Origin of the sequence: Streptomyces iconiensis, assembly GCF_028657195.3 — a bacterium.
Lineage (GTDB): Bacteria > Actinomycetota > Actinomycetes > Streptomycetales > Streptomycetaceae > Streptomyces > Streptomyces iconiensis.
On the sequence record NZ_JANCPR020000002.1, the window covers coordinates 121,281 to 145,279 of the forward strand.

11 protein-coding genes are annotated in these 23,999 nt (G+C 69.1%); 7 read left to right on the top strand and 4 right to left on the bottom strand.

Annotated elements, in window-relative coordinates:
• Positions 1 to 45: 45 nt before the first annotated feature.
• Positions 46 to 3,924 (bottom strand): caspase, EACC1-associated type, encoded by a 3,879-nt coding sequence (locus NMN56_RS02240; RefSeq protein WP_274043596.1) that lies wholly within the window; start codon positions 3,922 to 3,924, stop codon positions 46 to 48.
• Positions 3,921 to 4,322, bottom strand: a complete 402-nt coding sequence (locus NMN56_RS02245; protein ID WP_274043595.1) for an effector-associated constant component EACC1 — start codon at positions 4,320 to 4,322, stop codon at positions 3,921 to 3,923. Before NMN56_RS02245 ends, NMN56_RS02240 begins: the two co-directional genes overlap by 4 nt.
• Positions 4,323 to 4,720: 398 nt before the next feature.
• Here NMN56_RS02245 and pglW point away from each other — a divergent pair, with 398 nt between their 5' ends.
• Entirely contained in the window at positions 4,721 to 9,415 is a 4,695-nt protein-coding gene (gene pglW, locus NMN56_RS02250) for a BREX system serine/threonine kinase PglW (RefSeq protein WP_274043594.1), read from the top strand.
• On the top strand, positions 9,412 to 13,035 hold the full coding sequence (gene pglX / locus NMN56_RS02255; protein WP_274043593.1) for a BREX-2 system adenine-specific DNA-methyltransferase PglX: 3,624 nt from the start codon (positions 9,412 to 9,414) through the stop codon (positions 13,033 to 13,035). Before pglW ends, pglX begins: the two co-directional genes overlap by 4 nt.
• Positions 13,036 to 13,104: 69 nt before the next feature.
• On the opposite strand, the gene NMN56_RS02260 is transcribed toward pglX, so the two are convergent.
• On the bottom strand, positions 13,105 to 13,314 hold the full coding sequence (locus tag NMN56_RS02260; RefSeq protein ID WP_274043592.1) for a DUF397 domain-containing protein: 210 nt from the start codon (positions 13,312 to 13,314) through the stop codon (positions 13,105 to 13,107).
• Complete coding sequence (locus NMN56_RS02265; protein WP_274043591.1) at positions 13,296 to 14,138, bottom strand: helix-turn-helix domain-containing protein; 843 nt, start codon at positions 14,136 to 14,138, stop codon at positions 13,296 to 13,298. The genes NMN56_RS02260 and NMN56_RS02265 overlap by 19 nt, the downstream gene beginning before the upstream one ends.
• A 203-nt stretch (positions 14,139 to 14,341) precedes the next feature.
• Here NMN56_RS02265 and NMN56_RS43180 point away from each other — a divergent pair, with 203 nt between their 5' ends.
• The 5 genes from NMN56_RS43180 (at position 14,342) to pglZ (ending at position 23,995) form a co-directional block, all read left to right on the top strand.
• Positions 14,342 to 14,725 (top strand): hypothetical protein, encoded by a 384-nt coding sequence (locus NMN56_RS43180; protein ID WP_430542445.1) that lies wholly within the window; start codon positions 14,342 to 14,344, stop codon positions 14,723 to 14,725.
• Complete coding sequence (locus NMN56_RS02275; protein WP_274043590.1) at positions 14,722 to 14,961, top strand: hypothetical protein; 240 nt, start codon at positions 14,722 to 14,724, stop codon at positions 14,959 to 14,961. The genes NMN56_RS43180 and NMN56_RS02275 overlap by 4 nt, the downstream gene beginning before the upstream one ends.
• A gap of 175 nt (positions 14,962 to 15,136) precedes the next feature.
• Entirely contained in the window at positions 15,137 to 17,077 is a 1,941-nt protein-coding gene (locus NMN56_RS02280) for a DUF2075 domain-containing protein (RefSeq protein ID WP_274043589.1), read from the top strand.
• Positions 17,078 to 17,216: 139 nt separating this feature from the next.
• Positions 17,217 to 21,101, top strand: coding sequence for a BREX-2 system ATPase PglY (gene pglY, locus NMN56_RS02285; protein WP_274043588.1), 3,885 nt, complete (start codon positions 17,217 to 17,219; stop codon positions 21,099 to 21,101).
• The gene (gene pglZ / locus NMN56_RS02290; protein ID WP_274043587.1) at positions 21,098 to 23,995 is read left to right on the top strand and encodes a BREX-2 system phosphatase PglZ; all 2,898 of its coding nucleotides are present in this window, start codon (positions 21,098 to 21,100) and stop codon (positions 23,993 to 23,995) included. The genes pglY and pglZ overlap by 4 nt, the downstream gene beginning before the upstream one ends.
• The last annotated feature ends 4 nt before the right edge of the window (positions 23,996 to 23,999 follow it).

Consider the following 23,999-nt stretch of genomic DNA (forward strand, 5'->3'; position numbering starts at 1 on the left):
GGTACGGCGCGAAGGGGAGCCTCTCGCCGCCGGGTCACGGGCGACTCAGCCGAACAGCGGGTCCAACACCGCGTCTCCGCTCACGATCCGCCAGGCCGGCACCCGGACGGTCCGCTCCACCGGGCCGGCCTTGGTCCCCGAGCCATCGGACGGCAGCCCGGCCAACAGGTCGCCGCGCGCGTGCAGCAGCCGCAGATGGCGAGCCGCGTCCTGGCCCTGCTCGGGCCCCGGGTCCACCAGTACCGCCGTGGTCACCCCGTCCACGGTGAACAGCAGATCCACGGTGTGCCCGCCGACCGCTGCCGCGCGCTCCAGGTCGGTGACGCCACGGCGCCCGAGGTATTCCTGGAGCCGGTCCGCCAGCTCTTCCCGGAAGCCGGACGGCCTCTGTGCCCCGGGGACGGCGCTCCGTTCCGTGCCGGCCTCCGTGCGGAGCACGGCCGAACGCTCCGCGAGCAGCGCGGGGAGCCCGGCCTGGCCCTGCCAGAAAGCGTGGCTGCCCACCGTGATCAACTGGGACTTGGCCCGCGTGACCGCCACGTTCCACAGGTTGACCTGGCTCGCCACCCAGTGCGTCGTACGCGGCGGAGTGTTGCCGGTGGCCACCGGGCTCAGCACCATCACGTCGCGCTGTCCGCCCTGGAAGGCGTGAACGGTTCCGACCCGCACCCGCTCGTCGTCCGCCCACACCCGTGCCAGCGCGTCCTTCTGGGCGCGGAACGGTGTGACCACCCCGACGGTCGCGTGGTCGGGAAGCCTCGCCAGCAGCTCGTCCACCGTCTCCCGCACCTGCGCGGCTTCCCCCGCATTGCGCCACGATTGATCGCCCGGGCCTCTCGCGGACTCGCCGTGCGGCACATCCACCCACCCCAGCACGGGAACCGGGTCGGTCGCCCCCACCGGATCGACAGCCGGTACCTGGTCGCGCACATCGGTGAGTACCTGCAACTGGCCCGCGTAGCAGTAGCCGTTGACCACGTCCGCGATGGCCGGGTGGCACCGGTAGTGCTCATCGAGCAGCAGCGCCGCTTCTCCGTGCTGAGCAGCCGCGTGGTAGGACGAATACACGTGATACGTGAGCCGCCGGTCCTCCAACTGTGCCGCGTTCAGCCCTGACCGCACCCTCGCCTGCCGCTCCTGCTCCGGGGTGATTCCCGGAATGTGCGCGAGCTGCATCGGGTCACCGATGATCAACGCGCGCTTCGCCCTGAACAGCAGAGGCAGCACCGAGGGGATCGAGCACTGGCTCGCCTCGTCGATCACGACCAGGTCGAACAGCTTCGGGGCCAGTTCGAGTTGCCGCACCGAGTGCGTGCTGATGGCCCAGCCCTTCAGGTGGGCCATCAGGTTGCGCTGGCTCTTTTGGAAGCCGGAGCGCTGGCGCAGCGCCTGGAGTCGCTGGTGCATCAGCGAACGGCCATGTGCCATGGCCTCGGTGGCCACGGCCACGGCCAGTTCACCGGCCGACTCCGACAAGCCGGCTGCGCTCTCGAGCCGCGCCTGCTTCAGCCCTTCCTCGTCCCGATCGAGACACTCGGGTACGAGCCTGCGCAACTCTCGCTCGACGGAGACGACCTCCGCCAGGGCGACGAGCAGCTCGGGCGGTACGGGCCGCTCGGAAGCCCAGGCAGGCCACGGGCTTGCCGGGGTGTCCCCGGCGGATGCGACGACAGCAGCCAGCGCCCGCCCCCGGCGCCACCGGCCGAAGGCGAGCCATCCAGCACCGGCGGCCTTTCGGGCCCGCTCCTCCCACCGCGCGAGCGCGGCGACCTCACCACTGGCCCACGCCTCTTCCAACAGACCCACTGGCAGCCCGAGTTCGTCCGCCCGCCGGGCCCGTTCCGTCAGCAGCTCCAGCAGGCGCCCTTCCGCACCGACGAGTTGGGCCGCCGTCTCCCGCTGTGCGACAGCTCGGTTGTGCCGGTTGCGCAGCTCTCCGGCCGCCGTCGCCGAACTGCGCGCAGGGGCCTCGGCGGGCTGGGCGAGCAGCCCCTCCAGCTTCGCGGCCTCGCGCTCCAACGCGGCGGCGTTGCCCGTCCGCATGAGCAGCCCAGGTGAGATCGCGTCACAGCGCTCGGCCACGACATCGACTGCCTCGTTGTTGGTTGACGCGACGAGGACCGACTGCCCCGCGGCCACGGCCGTGGTGACCACCGCGGTCACGACCTCGCTCTTGCCGGTACCCGGCGGCCCGGTGGAGACGGTGAGCGGCCTGGTCATCGCTGAGGTGATCACTCGTTGCTGGCTCTCGTTGCACGGCCCCGGAGCGACCACGGCCGGCACCTGGCGCTCCTGGACGCTGCCGCCACCGCCGACGCCACCGCCATCGGTCAGGAGGGCGGCCAGCGCGGTGCCCGGGAACTGCGCGGTACGCGTGGACATCTGCAGCAGGTTGTCCACAAGGGCTTCGCTTGCCACCCGTGCCAAGCCCGAAGGAGCAAGCAGGACCGCTGCGTTGTGAGCACCAGGCCGCAGCGACTCCCACACGGACCGCTTGCTCAGTGCGGACAGGTCGAGCGGCTCCAGTTCCGGCAGCCCGAGCTGCGCCAGCAAGTCCCTCACGGCCGTGACCATTTGGACTTCGTTGCCCTCCTGCCAGGCGGGCTGCCAATGGGCCAGAAGCTCGGCTGCGGCGCCGTCCTCCAGCAGTTCCGTGATCAGGCCGGTGTGCAGGGACGGGACCCCGGTGGTCCGGAGCTGGTCACGGCCGTCCTCGTCAGGCGCAAGCTCCATCGGCTGGATCAGCAGCGGTGCGATACGTACCGAGGCCCCCCGCCGGGCGTCTCCGCCGCGCTCGGGCAAGGTGACCGCCGGGTACCCGTACCAGTATTCCTGCAGTCCTGCCGCATCCGACTGCGCGCTTCTGCTCTTCGGCTTGGGCAGCCGGTCAGGAGCGGGAAAGGTGGATTCGCGACCGGACTGGAGCTTCTCCGCGCCGTCGTCCAACAGGAAGTAGGCGGAGCCGAAACCGCTGCCCCGGTCGGGCAGCATCTCGGACGCTTCCTGCGCGCCCAGACAACGCGCGTAGTAGCGCAGCAGCCGCTGGTGGTCCACGCCTTCTCGGGCGTCCTGCTCGGCGAGTCGCTGTGCCTTCCGCAGCGCCTGGGGCGTAGCCGTGTGGACGGTCTCGCGGGGCGGAGCGGGCAGGTGGACGGAGCGAGCCACTGAACGGGCCAGCATGAGGGAGTGCGTCGCCTGGATCGTGGACTTGGTCGGCTGCTGGTCCTCCGGCACGCCCTTGCGCACCATCTGCGCGGTCAGGTACGCGAAGAGGTCGTCCGGTGTGATCCAGCCGCTGTCCTTGATACGCCCGCTGCGCAGCCCTTCGACGATCTCTCCGGTGAAGCGCGACGTACCGAGAGAGGAGCCCTCGGGAGCCATCGCCGAGGCCGTCTGGAGTGCCTCGGAGGCGGTGATGAAGTAGACGCCGGTCGGCTGCAGCAGGGTGCTGGGCGCGGATCGTTCGCTTGTGCCGGCGGCACCTTTGGCGGTCCACCCCTGCACGACGGCGCCGCTGGAGCAGCAGTCCAGCAGGACGACCTTGGAGGAGGCCCGGCAGGATTGGAGCGTCCTTTCCAGGAACTCGGCGGGTACGGCGGTGCCCGGCAGGTCGTCCGGGTCGGTGTCCCGGGTGAGGAAGTACAACTGCCCGTCGGTCTCGCAGTATTCGCCGTGCCCGCTGAAGTAGAGCAGCGCCGTCTCGCTGGCCTGTCGCGACTCCAGGAACTCCTCGATGGCATGCAGCATCTCGGCCCGCGTCGGCTCGGGGACCATCGCGCACTCGTTGTACATCCCGATCTCGAGGCTTTCCAGCACCGCTTTCATGTAGTGCAGGTCGGCTCGGACCGCCGGAAGATCGTGGTAACGGTCGCTGTCGTAGGTGGATACGCCCACGAGCATGGCGTACCGGTCGTTCTCGCTCACTCCGCGGCCGATTCTTCTTCGTCGCTGCCTTCCGGGGCTCCGCTGAGGAACCGCGCGATCCGTTCGTCGTCGGAGCGCGCCTCACTGCCGGTGATGCGGAGGGTCGCCCCATCGGGCCGGGAGACGACGACGGTCCGCTGCGGTACACGCGCCAGCCACAACTGGATGCCGGCGACGGCCAGTGACCCGCCGCTGAACACGAGCCCGACCAGGTCAGCGACCGGGACACCCTTGTCGGTTTCGCTTCCCGTCCGCTGCCTGGGAACGTCGAGCGCGACCTGCGGGTCGGCCTTGGCGAGCGAGGCGAGCAGTTCACGTACTTCCCGCCTGGCGCGCAGCGGATCGTCATCGACGATGGAGAGGCGGTATCCGGTCGGGTCCGTGTGGATGGCGCTCACGTGTGATGTCCCCCCTGGGGTTTCCCCGTGCGTCCCCGTGCGATGCGCACGCCGATCTTCGAGGGTATCGACAGCGACGATCACCGGCCCCGCAGTCCCGCGAACTCGTCTGCATCTGGCGCAAATTGCGTGTCTTTGGCATGCTGCGGTCGTCAGAAGCCGGGCAGGGGCACGTTGTTCCGTCCGCTTCGCGGTGGCAGACGCTGCCTCGCAGCAGCCCGTACGGCCCCCGGAACCACAGGGAGTTGGCACCGTGGTGCCCGTCACCGGCTTCGCTGACGGCATATCTGTTGCCGGTCGCCGCGGCTAGGATCACGAGGTCAGCGACGCGGTATGGACCACACGCACGGCCGGGTGCTGCACAGCCACCGGATCAGAGGTAAAAGGCGGGACGGCGCATGCGGGAAGGCCGGTGGACCACGGTCACCGACTCCGAGTTCGACCATGAGCACCGTGGCCTGGAAGCCATCCGGAAGAAGCTGCCGGACGCCGAACCCTGGCGTGCCTGGTCGAACTTCACCTTCACCGCGCACACCGGGCACGTCCGCGAGGTCGACCTTCTCGTCGTCGCCCCCGGCGGGGTGTACATGATCGAGCTGAAGGACTGGCACGGCTCCGTCACCAGCGAGAACGGCACCTGGGTGCAGACCACCCCCGGTGGCCACCGGCGCCCTCACGGCAACCCGCTGCACCTCGTCAACAAGAAGGCGAAGGAACTGGCCGCGCTTCTGGGCCAGCACGGCAGGCGGGTGTGGGTCGGCGAAGCCGTCTGCTTCACGGACGACGGCCTGCGGGTGCGGCTTCCGGCGCACGACCAGCACGGCGTCCACACCGTCGCCGAGCTGGCAGCCCTGCTTCACCGGCAGCCGCGTGACGACCGACGTCGCATCGCGGCCACCGACTCCCGCGAGATCAAGAACTCGCTCGACCGGATCGGCATCCGCCGCAGCGAAGCTGAGTACAAGGTCGGCCCGTACCAGTTGGAGCGCAAGTCCTTCGACTCCGGCCCCACGTGGGCCGATTACCGGGCGCCCCACAGCGAACTGCCCGAAGTCGCCCGGGTACGCGTCTACCTGAGCGAACGCGGCTCCGACGCCTCGATCCGGCGGTCGGTGGAGAACGCGGCCCGGCGTGAGGCGGCGGTGCTGCAGCGGTTCCGCCACCCGGGCGTCGTCCAGCTCAAGCAGTACTTCCCCTCCGGCCACTCGGCCGGTCCCGCGCTGATCTTCGACTTCGACCCGCGGACGCTCCGGCTGGACGAGTATCTGCTCCAGCACGGCAAGGGATTGGACATCCTCGGCCGCATGGCGCTGATCCGCCAGCTCGCCGAAACGATGCGGTCGGCGCACTCGGCGCGCATCCACCACAGGGCCCTGTCGGCGCGCTGCGTTCACGTGATTCCGCGTGCCCGGGGCCGACGCGGCAAGGCGATCGGCGAGGACAGCGCCTGGCTCACCCCCCACCTGGAGATATCGGACTGGCAGATCGCCACTCAGCGTGCGTCGGGCGCGGACGGCAGCAGCGGAGCGACCCGCCTGGCGCCGAGCGCCCTCTCGTCGATGCACCTGTCGGAGAGCGCCGACCCTTACTTCGCTCCGGAGCTGACCGCTCTCAAGCCCGATCCGGTGTCCCTCGACGTGTACGGCCTCGGTGTCCTCACCTATCTGCTGGTGACGGGTAAGGCACCGGCCGCGAGCCAGGCAGAGCTGCGGGCCCGGCTGGAGGCGGGCGAGGGCCTGCGCCCCAGTTCCCTGGTGGACGGGCTCTCCGAGTACATCGATGAGCTGGTGCAGGCGGCGACCGCCTACCGGCCCGAGCAACGCCTCTCCTCCGTGGACGAGTTCCTGGAGATGCTGGAGATCGTCGAGGAGGACCTGACCGCGCCGTCCTCACCTTCCGCCACGCCGTCGACGGCCGACGAGACCGACCCCGTCGAAGAGACGGAGAAGGACCCGCTGGAGGCCGTCGCAGGGGACGTGCTCGGCGGGCGCTGGGAGGTTCGCCGCCGCCTCGGCACCGGGTCGACCAGTCGCGCCTTCCTCGTCCGCGACCTCCAGTGCGAGGCGCGCAGAACCCGCCCCCTGGCCGTGCTCAAGATCGCCCTCTCGGACAGCCGAGGTCAGGTCCTGGTGCACGAGGCCGAGGTGATGGGCCGCCTGCGTCCGGACTCGCGAGTGATCCGGCTCGTCGAGCCGGACCCCCTGCACATCGCGGGCCGTACCGTCCTGGCCCTGGAGTACGTGGGAGACGAGCGGGAGGACGCCGACGAGACCCCCGATACCGGCACCCGGACACGCTCCAGGCGCCGCGAGGAAACCGTCTCGCGCCAGTTGCGCGAAGGCGGCCGTCTGAAGATGGACCAGTTGGAGGCGTACGGCGACTACCTCTTCGGCGCCGTCGACTTCCTGGAAGGCGAGGGCGTCTGGCACCGCGACATCAAGCCGGACAACATCGCCATACGCATCCGCCCCAACCGCACCCGCGAACTCGTCCTGATCGACTTCTCGCTGGCCGGCTACCCGGCGAAGGACTACGAGGCCGGCACCGAGGGCTACCTCGACCCGTTCATCGGCGCCCTCACCCGCACCGCGTACGACTCGCACGCCGAGCGGTACGCGGTCGCCGTCACCCTGCATCAGATGGCCTCGGGCGAACTGCCCAAGTGGGGTGACGGCTCGGTCCCGCCCCATATGACGGACCCGGAGAAGTTCCCCTGCCCGGTCGTCCAGGCCGACGCCTTCGAGCCTGCCGTACGGGACGGCCTTGTCGCCTTCTTCCGCAAGGCCCTGCACCGGGACACGGCGGAGCGTTTCCCCGACCTGAAGCCGATGCGGGACGCCTGGAAGAGGATCTTCCTGGACGCGTCGCAGGCGGTACCGTCCAACCACCGCTCCCGCCACCCCGAACCCGCCCCGGCGCCGGACCCGGCAGAGGGCGAGCGGCCCGCGAAGATCGCGGACGCCGAACCGCTCACGGCCGACGAACAGCGCGAGCGCCTGGCGGGCTCGGTCACCCGGGACACGCACCTGACGACCGCGGGTCTCACCCCTGCCGCCGAGTCCTTCCTCTACGGCCTCGGCATCACCACCGTGGGCGGGCTCCTCGACTACAGCCGCACCAAACTCCTCAACGCCCCCGGACTGGGCACCAAGACCCGCACCGAGGTGCAGCGCCGCCAGCGCCAGTGGGGCAAGCTGCTGCGCGAGGCACCGCTCTCCCCGCTCACGTCGAAGGGGCGCGCGGAGGCCAGGGAGGAACTGGCGCAGCTCACCCACACCGAGTACGAGGCGACGGGCGCACTCGCCATCAGCCCCGAGAAGGCAGGCGAGCTGACCGAAGCCGCCCTGCGCTCGGTCAGCCTGGATGTCCTCGCCACCCTCTTCGTTCCGGAGCTGAACAACAACCGCTCCAACAGCAACAAGGTCGAGATGGTCAGGCTGCTGCTGCGCCTGCCGGACGACCGCGGCGAACTGCCCGACATCGGCGTCTGGCCCAAGCAGAAAGACGTGGCCGAAGCACTCGGGCTCTCCGCCGGACGCATCCCGCAGATGCTGAAGGAGGAGCGCAAGCGCTGGAAGAAGCACCCGGCGGTCCAGGCGCTGCGCGAGGAGATCCTCGAACTCCTGGTGAGCCTCGGCCGGGTCGCCCCTGCCGTGGAGATCGCCGACGCCCTTGCCGTACGGCGCGGCACGCAGTTGCCGGGGCGTGAACAGCGCCGCGCCCTCGCGCTGGCGGCCGTCCGAGCCGTGGTCGAGGTCGAACAACTCCAGCCGGAGGAAGCCGAGTTCCAGCACCAGCCCAACCGCAAGGCCACCGAGGACGCACTGGTGGCCGGCCTCCTCGCGCTGGACGTACGCGAGGGAGAAGCGCCGGACACCCCCACGGCTCCTGGCCTGCTCATCTACGCAACGCGCCTGGGCAAGACCGCCGACCGACTGACCCGCCAGGAGACGCTTCCCACCGCCGCAACGGTCCTCACCGAGCTGGGCGCCCTCACCCCGCCACCGGGGCTCGTCGAGTGGGACGAGCGGCGCCTGGCCGAACTGGCCGCCGCGGCCTCCGCGAACGCCGCAGCCACCCCGCGCCTGGAGATCTACCCGCGCGACCTGCCCCTCGTACGGGCGCTGCGTCTCACCCAGGCCGGTCTGGTACCGCTGACTCCCGGTGTCCCGGAAGCCCGCCAGCCGGGCCTGCCCGCGGCCGAGATCCACGACCGAATACGGGCCCGTTTCCCCGAGTTGACCGTCAAGGACGCCCGGGGAGCGAGCACCCACGAGCTGCCGACCGGCGGCCCCCTGACCAAGGCCCTGCGCGAGGCGGGCTTCGACCTCACCCTCTCGACGCGCGAGGACACGCGGACGCTGCGCTACCTGCCCACCCGCATGGACACCGCGTCGAGCTACCTGACCGGAGCGGACTGGCGCCGGTCCTCCACCGGGATCGGCTCCGTCACGCGCTACTCCGACGACCCGCTGGTGGCCGCCGGGGTCCGCGCCGACGAACGGCTGCTGGCCTCGGCCCGCCGGGACGGCTACCGCGTACTGACCGTCCACCACGACCGCACCCTCCGCGCGGTACGCGAACTCTCCTCCGACCGCGTCGGCGCCCAGCCGGTCTCCGTGACCCAGACCTTCCTGGACTGCCTGCACGCCCTGGTCCCCCCCGGCACCAAGCCGACGTGGGAAACGCTGCTCAAGGCGGACATCGCCGAACCCGGCTCGCGGGGCGCCCTGAAGTTCGCTGAGTACGCGCGTACGGCGTGGGGCGCGCTGGAGCCCCGCATACGCGAACTCCTGGCGCCGGACGCCGGTTCGGGCCCGGTCCTCCTGACGGAGGTGTCCGTCTTCGCCCGCTACGACGGCATGGGCGTCCTGGACCGCCTGGCGGACGCCGCCCGCCAGGGCGGACGCGGCCTGTGGCTCCTCGCCCCGCAGCCGGACCCGGGCCGGGAACCGAAGCTCGGGCACGTGGCCGTGCCGTACCAGACCGGCCTGGGCGAGTGGATCGAACTTCCGGACTCCTGGGTCCGCAAGGAGTACCTGACCGCCGCGAGCGGCGCGCACATGAACAGCACTGAGGGAGAGACCAGTTGATAGACGGCACAGCGCTGTTAGACGACCTCAAGCGCCAGGTCAAGGCGGTCGAAACCGACCTCGCCGGCCAGGTGAAAGCGGTCACGGAAGTCGGCACGCGCCTACGTACCGAGTACGACCGCGCACGCGGCCTCGGCCGTACGGCCGCCACATGGAACGCCTGGCTCGACGACCGGGTCACGCAGGTGGGGGTCGCCTGGGTACTCGGCACCGTCTTCGTCCGCTTCTGCGAGGACAACCGCCTGATCCCCGAGCCGTACCTGACGGCCCCCGAAGACGACCGCCGCGACCTGGCGCTCGCGCGCTTCGAGGACTACGTCGCGAAGTCCGACGACCCCACGTACCGGGGTTGGCTGGAGGCGGCGTTCGCGGAACTGGGCGCCGGCCAGGCGGGACGGTTGTTGTTCGACCAGCGGCACAATCCGCTGTACCAGATACCGCTGTCGCACGATGGCGCGCGGGACTTGGTCGACTTCTGGCGGGCCCGGGACGAGGCGGGCGTGCTCGTCCACAACTTCACCGACCCGCTGGAGGAGGACGGCGACGGTACGCGTGGATGGGATACGCGCTTCCTGGGTGACCTGTACCAGGACCTGAGCGAGGCGGCCCGGAAGACGTACGCGCTGCTCCAGACCCCGGAGTTCGTGGAGGAGTTCATCCTCGACAGGGCTATGAACCCGGCTGTGCGGGAATTCGGATACGACGGCCTGAAGATGATCGACCCGACGTGCGGGTCGGGGCACTTCGTACTGGGTGCGTTCCGGCGGCTCGTGCGGCTGTGGGGGGACGGCCAGCCGGGGCGTGACCTGCACGAGCGGGTGCGGGCTTCGTTGGACTCGGTGCACGGGGTGGACCTGAACCCGTTCGCTGTGGCTATTGCGCGGTTCCGCTTGCTGGTTGCCGCGATGGCTGTGAGTGGGGTACGGACGCTGGGGGATGCGGCTCGGTATGAGTGGCCGATTCACCTGGCGGTGGGTGACTCACTGATCAAGCACCGGCACAAACAGGGGAACTTGTTTGATGACTTGGAGGAGGAGGGCGCTGATGAGCTGGCCGACTTCAAGTACCAGACCGAGGATGTGCACGAGCACCCGGGGATTCTGGAACCGGGGCGGTATCACGTGGTGGTGGGGAATCCGCCGTATGTCACAGTGAAGGACAGGAAGCTTAGCGAGCTTTATCGAGAGCTTTATAAGAGCTGCGCCATGGAGTACGCACTGTCAGTGCCTTTCGCCCAAAGATTCTTCGAGCTAGCTAAGGCAGGAGACGCCGATGGGCGCGGCTACGGCATGACCGGCCAGATCACAGCAAACTCCTTCATGAAGAGAGGATTCGGCACACGACTCATCGAAACGTACTTCGGCCACGAAGTTGAACTGACTGAGGTCATCGACACCTCTGGTGCCTATATTCCTGGCCACAGCACACCGACAGTCATCCTGGTCGGCAGGCGACGGGCCGGGAGCAGCCGCTCCGATTTGATTCGAACCGTCCGCAGCGTGCAGGGGGAGCCTTCAACGCCCGTAAACGCCGAGCAGGGAATTGCCTGGAGAGCCATCGTCGAACAGATCGACAACCCAGGGTCCACAAGTCGATGGGTTTCGGTTGACGACCTGCTACGCCACGACTTCTTTATCACTCACCCGTGGATACTCGCTGACGGCGGTCGTGAACTCAACGAAGCCATCAGTGGACACTCGACGAGCACCTTGGGCGAGCTAGCAACGCGCATTGGCTTTGTTGGTATGACACATGCCGACCACGTAATGATCCGCACTCGACGCGCGTGGCCTGAAGAGTTCAGCAGTCTAATCCGTCAGATGATCGCCGGGGAGGAGGTTCGCGACTGGACTGCAGTAACCACCAACCGGGCCTTCTACCCATACTCACAGGACCGGACACTCCTCCACGTGTCGCCAACAGTGTCCGCATCGCCAGCACTGTGGCCGTACAGAACAGACCTCGGAAGTCGGGCAACCTTCACTGGCGGCACCTATTTTACCTCTGGACGCCCCTGGTGGGAGTGGCATCAGCTCCCAAAGGATAAGCGGGCACATACATGGGCGATCACGTTCGCCGAAGTGGCGACCCACAACCATTTTACGCTTGATCGCGGCGGAAAGATATTTAAACAGACGGCACCCGTGATCAAGCTACAAAAGGGGGCCACGGAGCAGGATCATCTACACCTGGTAGGGTTACTAAACAGTTCAACAGTTGCGCTATGGCTGAAACTCACCTGCTTCTGCAAGGGGAATGCCACGGCCTCCAGCGGAATGGCAGATCAACCATGGTCGTGGAACTACCAATTCAATAGCGCGAACATCGAACGCATCCCCCTTCCAGCTCACTTCCCCGATACTCTGGCCGCAGCCTTGCACTCCCTTTCCCTCCAACTCGTCGCTAACATACCTTCCACCCTCACAGCCTCGACAATTCCCGCTCACGAAACTCTACGTGAGGCTTATGTAAACTGGCAGAAAGCGCGCGCCAAGATGATCACCCTCCAGGAGGAGCTGGACTGGCAGGTCTACTCGCTCTACAAGCTGCACCCCGATGACCTCCGCGTATCCGACGACCCCGAGTCCCCCGACATCCCCGAACTCGCCCTAGGTGAGCGCGCATTCGAGATAGTTCTCGCACGTCGGGTCGCCGCAGGCGAAGCCAGCGGCGAGTGGTTCAAGCGGCATGGGTCCACGCCCATCACGGAGATCCCCGACCATTGGCCAGCCGCGTACCGCGAGGTCGTGCAGAAGCGCATCGACGCCATTGAGTCGTCCCGCGCCATCGGGATGATCGAACGGCCGGAGTACAAGCGGCGCTGGGCCACCGAAGGGTGGGACGCACTCCAGGAGAAGGCCCTACGGAGCTGGCTGCTCGACCGGATCGAGGACCGGGCGAACTGGTTCGACGAGAACGACCAGCCCGCCCTGGTCACCCTCTCCCACCTCATCGACAACCTCTCCCGTGACGAGGACTTCGTCTCCGTAACGAAGATCTACGCCCCCCGCAAGGAACTGCCCACCGTCGTCAGCGAGTTGATGACCGACGAGCACGTGCCGCACCTCTCAGCGCTGCGCTACAAGCCCGCCGGGCTGAAGAAGCGCGCGGACTGGGAGCACGTGTGGGACCTCCAGCGAGAAGAGGACGCGGCGCCGGACGAGCCGGCCAAGCGGAAGATCCGGGACTCCATACCCGTACCGCCGAAGTACACCTCGGCCGACTTCCTGCGCCCCTCCTACTGGAAGGCGCGCGGCAAGCTGGACGTGCCCAAGGAACGGTTCATCTCGTACGCGCGCACCAACGTGGCCACTCCGGACCTGTACGGCTGGGCCGGTTGGGATCACCGGGAGCAGGCGGTAGCCCTCGACACGTACATCGCCACGCACGAGGGCCTGACGACAGAAGAAGTCGCCCCGCTTCTGGCCGGGCTGCTGGAACTCCAGCCCTGGCTGAACCAGTGGCACAACGAGCCCGATCCCCTCTTCGCCCCGACCCCCGCCAAGTTCTTCGAGGGCGACCGGCAGATCGAGCAGGGCAAGCACGGTCTCACCGACGACGACCTGCGCGCCTGGCGCCCAGCCGCCGCAACCAGAGGTCGCCGGACCGCGAAGAAGTAGTCGGCCCGGAATGACAGCGGCCTCGTGAACGATTCGAACCGTTCACGAGGCCGCTGACTCCCCCGCAGCTCAGGCGTTCAACTCCCCGCCTCTGACCGCCTCGACGAAGGCTGACCAACCAGCCATGGGGAACATGAGTACCGGGCCATGCAGCACCTTGCTGTCCCTCACCGGGATGACGGAGTCGAGATCGTCGGCGACTTCAACACACGCCCCACCGTCCGGGTTGCTGTAACTGCTCTTCCGCCAGTTCGCGAAGGTCAAGTCGATGGATCGCACGGCACTTCCTCCAAGATGCGCAGGATGAACTCACGCGACTCGGCAGGGGACATGGCCATGTCGCGCACCACATCGTAGGCACGTTGCAAGCGCTCGACCCTCGCGCTTTCTTCTACGAGGTCGCCCCAGTAAGCGTTCTCGGTATAGGCAACAGGCTTCCCGTCTGCAAGACGCAGGAACCACACATCAGTGCCAACCAGACCGTGCACCCCGACACTCTGCGGCAACACCTGCACGGTGATGGTCTCTTCGTCCATCATGCCGATCAGGTGTTCAAGCTGCTTGCGCCACTCCCCCGCATCCCGCAAGGGCGTCCGCAGCACCGCCTCGGAGAGGATCGTCCGGAACGGCGGCGCATCCTCCCCCTCCAGCAACTGTCGCCGCCCCATCCGGGCCTCGACCTGCTGGTCCAGTTCCTTTCCGCGGAGCCCGCCCGCGGCCAGCACCTCCCGCGCGTAGCCCGGGGTCTGCAACAGTCCCGGCAACACGCTCACGGCGAAGTGCCACAGGCTCACCGCTTCGGACTCGAGGGCCATGTAGCGGCGGTACCGCTCGCGGAACTGGGTGTGGTCCCCGGCGGCCAACTCCCACAGGGCGAGCAGCAGTCCCGGCGTGCCGTAGTGGGTGTCGAGGGCCTGGACGACCTCGGGGCTGCCGAGCGTTTCGCCCTTCTCCATCTTGCCGAACAACGACCAGTCCCAGCCCAGCCGTTCGCCGAGTTGCCGGAGGCTCGCGCCGCTACCGGCGCGCATGGCGCGTAGTTCCTCGGCGAATCGTTGGCGTGGTTCCTGACTGCGGCCGGTGATGACGCGTCGCTGCGGCATACCCGCTCCCTTCGGAGGCGCGCTGAGGTGATCGGTGTGGAAGGTGTGGAACCACCTCCGCACGGCGGGGAAGCACGACCCCGGCCACAGCGTGGTAGGCCACGTGCGGACACATCCTCGTAATGCCCGCACTACGCACCGTAATTGGCGCAGCCCGGCGGGTCAGGGAATCGACAGAATCGACCGCACCCACGAGGACCCGTATGAGCCCAACACCGCGTCTCCCCCACGACCGCACCCGCATCGGTACCGGCGTCAGCACAGGTATCGGCACCGGCCTCGCAACCGAAGCCGGTGTCGGCACGGGCACCGGCACCGCCCGCACCGTCGTCGTCACGGGCCACCAGGAAACCCGCACACCGCACACCCCGCACACGCCCGGGACCCAAGAGGCGCTCGCCGCGCGCGACGCCCTCGCTACCGCCCTCACGCGGGCGGGCATTCAGCTGCCCGCGATGGACATCCGCACCCCGTGGGCGGAGGACCCCGAGGGCGAGGCGCGGTACGCGCTCGTTCACCTCGGCGTCTGCTCAGCACCCGTCGCGCTGATGCTCGCGGATGTGATCACGAGGGGGCTCGCCCGATGACGGAACCGGTGACGGAGGACGGTGGGGCCCCCGCCGTCGGGCAAGCCGTGTTCGACACCGTCCGGAACCGTTTCGGTCAGGTCACCGGACACGAGGGGCCCTGTCTCCAGCTCTGCCCGCTCGCCGGTGGACGCCAATGGGACGCGGACCCGGCCCAGGTCCGCGTCCTGGGCCGGCGCGAGCTGCTGCGCGTTCTGGTCGCGGAGGCCAACGCCCGTAGCTGGCAACGCTTCTGACGGTGATGACCGCGCCGGCGGCCGGGGTCGGCAGCCGGAGGGTGTAGGCCGCGGGGCCAAGCCATGGGGCGGGGGACACCACTCCCCTTGATCAGCCCTCTGGCCTAAGCTGGCGGTCAACATCTCAGCGGCCCGACGGGCTTCCTGATCCGCCCCCGCGCGGACGCCAAAGGACATGCCCCCACCCGCACGAGTCTTCTTCGTGCTGCCTGGGGGCATTTCCTTGCTGTTGCGTGAGTCCGTTGCGTCCCTGGCCGCCCGCATCCTCGAAGGGGCGTTGTCGCTGCCTTTGAGTGAGAACTTCGTCCACCAGCACGGCCGGAGGCCCGCGCAGGCAGAAGTGCGGTCGTGGGAACGCAGCCTCCCCGCGCTCGTCAACGCCCTCATGGAAGCGGGGCTGGGAGACGTCGAGGTGATCGTCGAATACAGCCTGCCGCTCACCAGTAAGCGCGCGGACGCCGTACTCGCCGGTGTGCACCCGACCACGGGAGAGCCCTCGTACGTCGTCGTCGAACTGAAGCAGTGGAGTGCGGCCTACCCGGAGGAGGACGAGCCTCTGCTGTGCCGCATCGACGCGTACCCGGAACCCCAGCTCAACCCGATCGAGCAAGTGCGTGGCTACTGCGAGTACATGCAGTCCTTCAACGGGGCCCTGGAACGGATGCCGGAGTCACTGGCCGGTGTGGCGTATCTGCACAACGCGACCGAGTCGCGGGTCTCGGCCCTGCGGGGCGTCACCGAGGACCAGCACGGACGGATGTACACCAGTGATCAGCGCTGGGCCTTTCTGGAGTTCCTGCGTTCGCGGCTCGCCGCGAAGCCCGGCGCCGAGGCGGCGGATGTTCTGCTCGACGGCAAGGTACGGCCTTCCAAGCAGTTGATGGCTGTCGCGGCGGCCGAGATCCGCGACCGCGAACAGTTCGTGCTCCTGGCCGAGCAGCGGGTCGCCTACGAGAAGGTGATGTCCGCCGTCCGGAAGGCCAAGCAGGCCAACCACAAGCAGGTCGTCGTGGTGACCGGCGGCCCGGGTTCCGGCAAGAGCGTGGTCGCCATGTCGCTGCTGGGGGATCTGTACCGGCGCGGAGTGCCCGCTCTGCACGCGACCGGTTCCGCCTCCTTCACCAAGACCATGCGGAAGATCGCCGGGGCGAAGAAGACCGCCGTGCAGAAGCTGTTCAAGTACTTCAACAGCTTCATGGACGCCGAGCCGAACGGCCTCGACGTGCTCATCTGCGACGAGGCGCACCGCCTGCGGAAGACCTCCGCCAACCGCTACACGAAGGCGGAGCTGCGTACCGACCGCGCCCAGGTGGCTGAACTGATCGACGCGGCGCGGGTGCCCGTCTTCCTGCTCGACCAGCATCAGGTGGTGCGGCCGGGTGAGATGGGGACCAAGGAGGAGATCCAGCGGGCGGCTGCCGAACAGGGCCTCGACTGCGCGGTGGTGGAGCTGGACGGCCAGTTCCGGTGCGGCGGCAGTGAGGCGTACGAGAAGTGGGTCATCGACCTGCTGGGCCTGGAGGGCGGCACACCTCACGTGTGGGAGCCGGACGGACGGTTCCGGCTGCTGACCGCCGAGAGCCCGAAGGAGCTGGAGGACTTCCTCGCCGCGCGCCGCAGCGAGGGCTATGGGGCGCGGATGTCGGCCGGCTACTGCTGGAAGTGGACCACAACGATCACCCCGGACATGACCGAGCTGCCGGCCGATGTCGTCATCGGGGACTGGGCGCGGCCGTGGAACCTCTACGGCGACCGGTCCGTACTGGGTGCACCGCCCGCGCCCCTGTGGGCGACCGAACCGGCCGGGTTCGGGCAGGTCGGCTGCGTCTACACCGCGCAGGGCTTCGAGTACGACTGGTCGGGCGTGATCATCGGCCCCGATCTGGTGTGGCGGACCGATTGCTGGGTCGTACAGCGCTCGGAGTCGAAGGACCCGATCTTCACGAACGCGACGCCGGAAGCGGACATGAGCCGGCTGATCCGCAACACCTACAAGGTGCTGCTGACGCGGGGCATGGTCGGCACCGTCGTCTACTCCACCGACCCGGAAACACGTGAGAAGCTGCGGTCGCTGATCCATCAGACGGCCGGGGCCGAGATGCCCGCGTTGGTGTAGGTGCCCTGGTTCAACTCCTTTTGCGGCGCAGCAAATACGCCCTTCGTCAGATGCATGTGCGAAAAGCGGTCATCCGGTCCCAGACCTACGCCATACCATCGGACGAACCCGCGCAGCCGCCCGTCGGAGAGTGATACTCATGGCCCAACAGCCGCCCCTGCTCCGCGATGTCATCGACATCAAGGAGTCCATATCCACCTCGGACTTCGTCCTCCAGCTCTCGGAGGCGACGACCGCCGAAGGTGCGGAACGGGCGCTGCGGGACTACGTGGTCACGGAACGGCTGCTGGAAAACTTCGACGAGGCGCTCGGGTTGATACGGGCCGCGCTCGACGGGCACACGTCGAAGGCGGCCTACCTGCACGGCTCGTTCGGTTCGGGCAAGTCGCACTTCATGGCCGTGCTGCACGCTCTGCTGAGCGGCAGCCCGGCAGCCCGCTCCCGGGCGGACCTCGACCCTGTCCTGACCAAGCACGAATGGCTCGGCACGGAGGGCAAGCGGTTCCTTCTGGTGCCGTACCACATGCTCGGAGCGAAGTCGCTGGAGCAGCGGATCCTCGGCGGGTACGTCACCTACGTCAAGAAGGTGCGCCCCGAGGCAACGACGCCGCAGGTGTACCGGACGGACTCCCTGTTCGCTGACATCCGGGCGATGCGCTCCCGCATGGGCGACCCGTCCGTCATCGCGGGGCTCGCCTCCATGGACGGCGTCGCGGCGGGCGAAGAGGACGAGTGGGGCGAGGCGTTCGGCTGGACGCCGCAACTCCTGGACACCGCGCTGGCAGCGGAAGAGGTGCACGAGGGGGGCCAGCAGCTCAACTTGGTCAGCCCTTCCACCCCGGCCGAGCTGCGGGCGCGGCTGGTCCAGGATGCGAGCACGCATCTGCTGCCCGGCTTCGCGAGGAACGCCACCGAGGACGAGCACGGATTCATCTCGCTGGACGCGGGCCTTTCAGTGATCGCCGAGCATGCGCAGGGCCTGGGCTACGACGGTCTGATCCTGTTCATGGACGAGCTGATCCTGTGGCTGGCCACGCTGATCCACGACGAGAAGTTCGTGGCCAAGGAGGCCGGCAAGATAACCAACTTCGTCGAGGGCGGTGACGCCAGGCGTGCCGTCCCGGTGATCTCCTTCATCGCCCGCCAGCGCGACCTGCGTGAGCTGGTGGGCGAGGAGGTGTCGGGCGCTGCCGAGGCATCCATCCAGGACACGCTCAACCTGGCCTCCGGCCGGTTCGACAAGATCACGCTGGAGGACCGCAACCTCCCCCAGGTCGCCCACGCGCGGCTGCTCAGGCCCAAGGACGCGGAAGCCGCCGCACTGGTCGACGCGGAGTTCGAGAAGACCCGTAAGGTCCGCCAGGAGGTGTGGGACACGCTCCTGGGCTCCGACCGGGGTGCGGACGGCGTCGGCGCCGACGAGGAGAGCTTCCGGCTGACCTACCCGTTCTCCCCCGCGTTCATGGACACGCTCGTGCACGTGTCCTCGGCGCTCCAGCGCAACCGGACCGGCATGAAGCTGATGGGCCAGCTGCTCGCCGACCACCGCGCCGAGCTGCGGCTCGGCGACCTGATCCCGGTCGGCGACCTCTACCCGCTGATCACGGCGGGCGGTGACAAGCCGTTCACCGAAAGCCTGAAGGTGGTCTTCGAGGCGGCCGACAAGCTGTACCGCACCAAACTGCGGCCCTATCTCCTGCTCACGCACAACGTCACGGAGGAGGAGCTGGAGCGGTACGCCAACCGCCCGGCCGGCGTCACCGACCCGGAACTGTGCACCAGGATCAAGCAGTTCACCGGGGACAACCGGATCGTCGGCACGCTGCTGCTCTCGGCGCTCGCCCCGAGCGTCCCGGCCCTTTCCGACCTGACCATCCGCCGCCTGTCCGCGCTCAACTACGGCTCCGTCGTCACCCCGATTCCCGGCCGCGAGTACGGCATCCTGAAGAACAAGGTGGCCGAGTGGGCGGGCCGCTTCCCCGAGATCAAGGAGACCGGCACCGAGACCAACCCCGGGGTCCGGCTCGAACTCTCCGGCGTCGATGTCGACTCGGTGATCGCCAATGCCAACGTCAACGACAACCCCGGCAACCGGCAGTCCCTCGCCCGACGGCTGCTCGTGGAGGAACTCGGCGTACAGCAGGGGCAGTTGATCGATGAGCTGCACTTCGTGTGGCGGGGTACGGAGCGCCGCGTCGAGGTGGTCTTCGGCAACGTCGCCGACGAGGACGAGTTGGCGGATCACGACCTCATGCCTCAGCAGGACGATCTGTGGCGGCTCGTGATCGACCTGCCCTTCGACGACAGCGAGTACGGGGCCCGCGACGACTCCAACCGGATGGGGCGTCTCCGTGAGCGGCAGGGCGAGCCGTCCCAGACCGTCGCCTGGCTGCCCACCCACCTCTCCAGCCAGCGGTACGCCGACTTCCGCCGGCTCGTCGTGATCGACAAGGCTCTCGCCGACGGCCAGCGGTTCGACGCCCAGTACGCGGGACATCTGAGTCCGGACAACAGGGCGCGCGCCAAGGGGCTGTTGGAGACGCAGCGGGATTCGCTGCTCAAGAACGTCAAGGCCGCCTTCAAGCAGGCGTACGGCCTCGCCGACAAGAAGGCGACCGACGTGACGGTCGGCTTCGACGACCACCTGGCGTCCCTGCGCGAAGTGGACGGGCTGACCCTGGCCTTCGGCCAGTCGCTCCGCGACGCCGCCCGGCACATCGCGGACCGGATGCTCGCCTGCCAGTTCCCCGACCACCCGAACCTCGACCTCGACGGCAACGGTGCAGTCGTCAGGGCCGCCGAAGCCAAGAAGGTGTTCACCCACGTACAGGCGGCGGCCGAGGCCCGGGACGGGCGCACCGAAGTGCCCGCCGCCGACCGCCAACTGATGCGGCGGGTAGCCGTGCCCCTGCGGCTCGGGCAGCAGAAAGAGGCGTACTTCGAGCTGTCGCACTACTGGGCCGACCACTTCCGGCAGCTCGCCCGCGAGCAGGGGGTGACCGGCGACCTCAGCCTGATCACCCTCACCGACTGGACGGACCGCCCGGCACCTCGCGGCCTGCCTGGCTTCCTCACCCGGCTGGTGGTCGCCTCGTTCGCCGAGATGGACGACCGGGTGTGGGTACGCGCCGGAACGCCGCTCGACCCCGCGCCGGCCCTGAACGAGATCAAGGACCACGACGCCCTGCGGAGCCAGCCGCTGCCCTCCGAGGAAGCCTGGTCAGCGGCCCGGGAACGGTTCGCGACGCTCTTCGGCGACCCGGCGCCCACGCTGCGCCGGGGCCGCATGGTGAACCAGCTCGCACGGCAGATCGTCCAGCGCGCTGGCGAATGCCACGAGCCGGCCCGTGAGTTGGTGACCCAGCTGGAGCGGCACTCCGGCTTCCTCCAGCTCGACGAGACCGCCGAGTCAGGCCGCCTCGCCGTCGCCCGGCGGGCTGTCGAGCTGCTGCGGGAGCTGACCCGCTCGGCCGGTCAGGGCGCCGCCGGGGCCAGGAAGACGGTGGAGGCACTGGCGGCCTTCGACTTCGGCGAGGTCAGCGTGGACCGGTTCGGCACGTCGCTCAAGCAGGCCGGTCCGATGGCGCGGGCACTGGATGCGACGTCCTGGACCACTCTCGATCTCGCGGCGTCGGAAGGCCCCGAGGGGGAGGCTCTGCTGGAGTCACTGCGCAACGCGGCCCAGAGCGACCAGCGGACCAGCCACCTTGAGGAAGCCCTCGCCACCGCCCAGCGCGAGGTGCTCGCCCTGGTCAAGCGGAACCGCACGGCGCCGACTCCCCCGCCCGAACCCCTTCCCGTCCAGCGAGCGGAAGACGTGCCGCTCGACGGTGATTCCAGTCACCCGGCCATTCTCATCGACGCGGCTCCCGGCTCCTCGGTCAAGGAGACGGTGAAGCGCTTCGGCGGCAGCCGGACAACGGCGAGCCGGGCGGCATCCGCTCTCCAGGCGGAGATCGCGGAGCTGGCCGCGCGGGAGCCCGGTGCGACGGTCGAAATCACCTGGCGGGTCGTCGAAGCATGAGCCAGACCACCAGCGGCGCGATCACGGTACGGCTGAACCGCGCCACGATCACTCAGTACCTGTCCGCGCAGAGTTCACTCGCCGGCGCCCTCGTGGGCCAGGACCGACGGCGGGCCGTACTGCTGCGCTCGGCCCCGCAGTGGGACGGCCCGGCCGAACCGGTCTGGGGCGACGGGCAGTCGGCCCGTGTCGCGACAGCGCCCTCGCCTCTCGCCGTACACGAACTGCTGCTGCGGCACCTGTCGGACACGGCAAGCGGCCCGCAGGTCCTTGTTGTCCTCACCGACCGCGAGCAGAACGAACTCGACCCGGCGATTCTCGCGCTCGCCCACAAACAGCGCATCGACGCGGTGGACAGCTGGGACGTGGTCAAGGACGCGTTCGGCGCCCATCAGGTCGACCTGCGGCTCAGGGAGGACAAGTGGGCGGCGGAAGCGCTCCTGGACGCCGCCCCGCCCACACGCTGGCCCCGGCTTGGTGGCGGGATGCTGTCGCGGCAGGCCGCGCTGTCAGCGCTCGCGCAGCGGCGGCTGAGGCTGGGCGGCTACGAGGACGAGGCGGCCCCCCTCAGCGGTGCCACCACGGCCAACCGACTCGACACACAAGCCCTGCTGGCCTGGTCGCTGATCCCCGGAGGCCCGGACCGGCTGTTGGCGCTGCGCGGCCCTGAACGCGCGGGACTGATCGGGTTCCTGGGTGAGGAGGACCAGGCAGGGCTCGCGGGACAGGCGCTGCTCACCCTGGTCGGGGCGGAGCACGGTGCGGACGCGGTGGCCTTCGGACTGGTGTGCGCGGCACTGTGGTCCCACGCCACACCGGACGCCGACACCTACAGGGCACGGGGGCGCGCGGAGCGCTGGTTCGGGGAGCGCCCACCGGCACAGGGCGAGCAGTTCGACGTGTTGGCAGCCACCTTCGGCCAGGCAGCGGAGGAATATGTTGTCGCCCAGCTCGCCGCTGGTGCCAGGGCCGACGACGAAGACGCCGACGAGGCCCGCGAGGCCCGCCGGACCAGCGAAACCGTCCTGGAACGGGCCTCCGTACTCGCCCGCCAGTTCGGTGCGGAAGCCGCTGCCGGGACCAGCCCCGTCCTGCAGGCCGGTCTGGAGACCAGGTTCACCGCCGTCGGGAAGGCGCTGGCCGCCGGAAGGCCGGGGCCCCTTGATGACGCCGTCCGTGCCCTTGGCGAGCACAAGCGTGCGGCGGAGTCCCCAACTCGGGCGCGGATCGAGCGAGCGCGGATGGGCCAGCGACTTGTGCGATGGCTGGCCACGGAACCGGCCGTCGACGTTCCGCACGTGGCCGGCGCTGTGGAGCGCCACATGTCGGAGACCGCATGGGTCGACCGCGCTCTGGAACACATCGAGGCCGGCGGTGATCCCGATCCCGAGGTGAGGACCGCGTACGACGCGCTGGCCGTCCGCGTGCGGGAGCGGCGGCACATGATCGACCACGACTTCGCCCGTGCGCTGGCAACCTGGACCGCGTCCGGCACGGAGCCCGGTTCGATGCTGACGGTCGAGACGTTCCTTGAGCGGGTGGTGAAGCCGGTCGTCCGCAGCGGGACCGAGCGGCGGTTCCTGCTGCTGGTCCTGGACGGGATGAGCGCGGCCATCGCCACCGAGCTGGCGGGTGAACTGCGCGCTACCTGGGCCGAGTTCGACCCGGTGCACGTGGGGGACCCGCAGCGCCGCGCGATGGCGGCGGCCCTGCCCACCGTTACGGCCGTCTCGCGTACCTCGCTGTTCGCGGGACGGCTGACGGAAGGATCGCAGAAGGACGAGACCCGGCTGTTCCCCAAGCTTCCGCTCTGGGGCGGCGCACCGGCGGCCGTGTTCCACAAGGACGACCTACGGGCCGGGTCCGCCGGAGAGACCTTCGGGGACGCGCTCGGCGAAGCGCTCACGGACGGGCGCACACATGTGGCGGTCGTCCTCAACACCATCGACGACCGGCTCGCCAAGGAACAGAAGCTGGGGGACGGCTCCTGGCGCACCGAGCACATCCCGGCCCTGCCCGACCTGCTGCGGACCGCAGCCTCGCAGGGCATGGTCGTGCTCGTGACCAGTGACCACGGGCACGTCGTGGACCGGCACGGCATGCCCGTCCCGGCCGACTCGCCGCTCTCCGCCCGCCATCGGGCCCCGGGCGGTGAGCAGGGTGCGGCGGAGATCGCCCTGCGGGGCCCGCGTGTGGTGGCGCCCGAGCCGGGAGGCTCGATCGTCGCACTGTGGGACGCCGATTCCCGGTACACCGCCCGGAAGGCGGGCTACCACGGCGGGGCCTCCCTCGCCGAGTTCACGATCCCGGTCCTGGCCTTCCTCCCGTTCGGCGCCCCTCCCCCCACCGGCTGGCGGGAGCTGGGCGATCAGCGGCCGGCGTGGTGGGCACCGGGCAAGCCGTCACCCCACGAGGCCGTCGAGGCCCCGTCCCACCGGACAGCCGAGCCGAGGCCGCAGGAACAGCAGAAGCAGAAGAAGCTCCAGGCCGAGCTGGCTCGTACGCACGAGGCGTTGTTCGACGTCACCGTGGTCCCGGCGTCCGAGGACGACGGAACACCGCAGACCGTCGCGGCCGTCAGCCCCGACGACGCCCTCGTCAGGGCCCTCCTGGACTCGGAGACGTTCCAGGGCCAGATCGGCCTCCTGGCCCGCAAGCCACCGCTGGACAAGGTGCAGGCGGCGATCCGGGCTCTCCTCGACGCCGGCGGCACCCTGCCGGTGACCGCCCTCGCCCAGCGCGTGTCCTATCCGGCCACCCGAGCCGACGGATTCGCCGCGATCCTGCGCCAGCTGCTGAACTACGACGGCGTCCAGGTGCTGGAGACGCTGCCGGACGGACGGACCGTCCGACTCGATCTCCCCCTGCTCCGGCTGCAGTTCGGCCTGGAGTGATCCT

Excerpts from the sequence above, each read along its gene's own strand:
- pglW (WP_274043594.1), top strand. The coding sequence starts at position 4,721 with ATGCGGGAAGGCCGGTGGACCACGGTCACCGACTCCGAGTTCGACCAT.
- NMN56_RS02265 (WP_274043591.1), bottom strand. The coding sequence starts at position 14,138 with ATGCCGCAGCGACGCGTCATCACCGGCCGCAGTCAGGAACCACGCCAA.
- NMN56_RS43180 (WP_430542445.1), top strand. The coding sequence starts at position 14,342 with ATGAGCCCAACACCGCGTCTCCCCCACGACCGCACCCGCATCGGTACC.
- NMN56_RS02275 (WP_274043590.1), top strand. The coding sequence starts at position 14,722 with ATGACGGAACCGGTGACGGAGGACGGTGGGGCCCCCGCCGTCGGGCAA.
- NMN56_RS02280 (WP_274043589.1), top strand. The coding sequence starts at position 15,137 with ATGCCCCCACCCGCACGAGTCTTCTTCGTGCTGCCTGGGGGCATTTCC.
- pglY (WP_274043588.1), top strand. The coding sequence starts at position 17,217 with ATGGCCCAACAGCCGCCCCTGCTCCGCGATGTCATCGACATCAAGGAG.
- pglZ (WP_274043587.1), top strand. The coding sequence starts at position 21,098 with ATGAGCCAGACCACCAGCGGCGCGATCACGGTACGGCTGAACCGCGCC.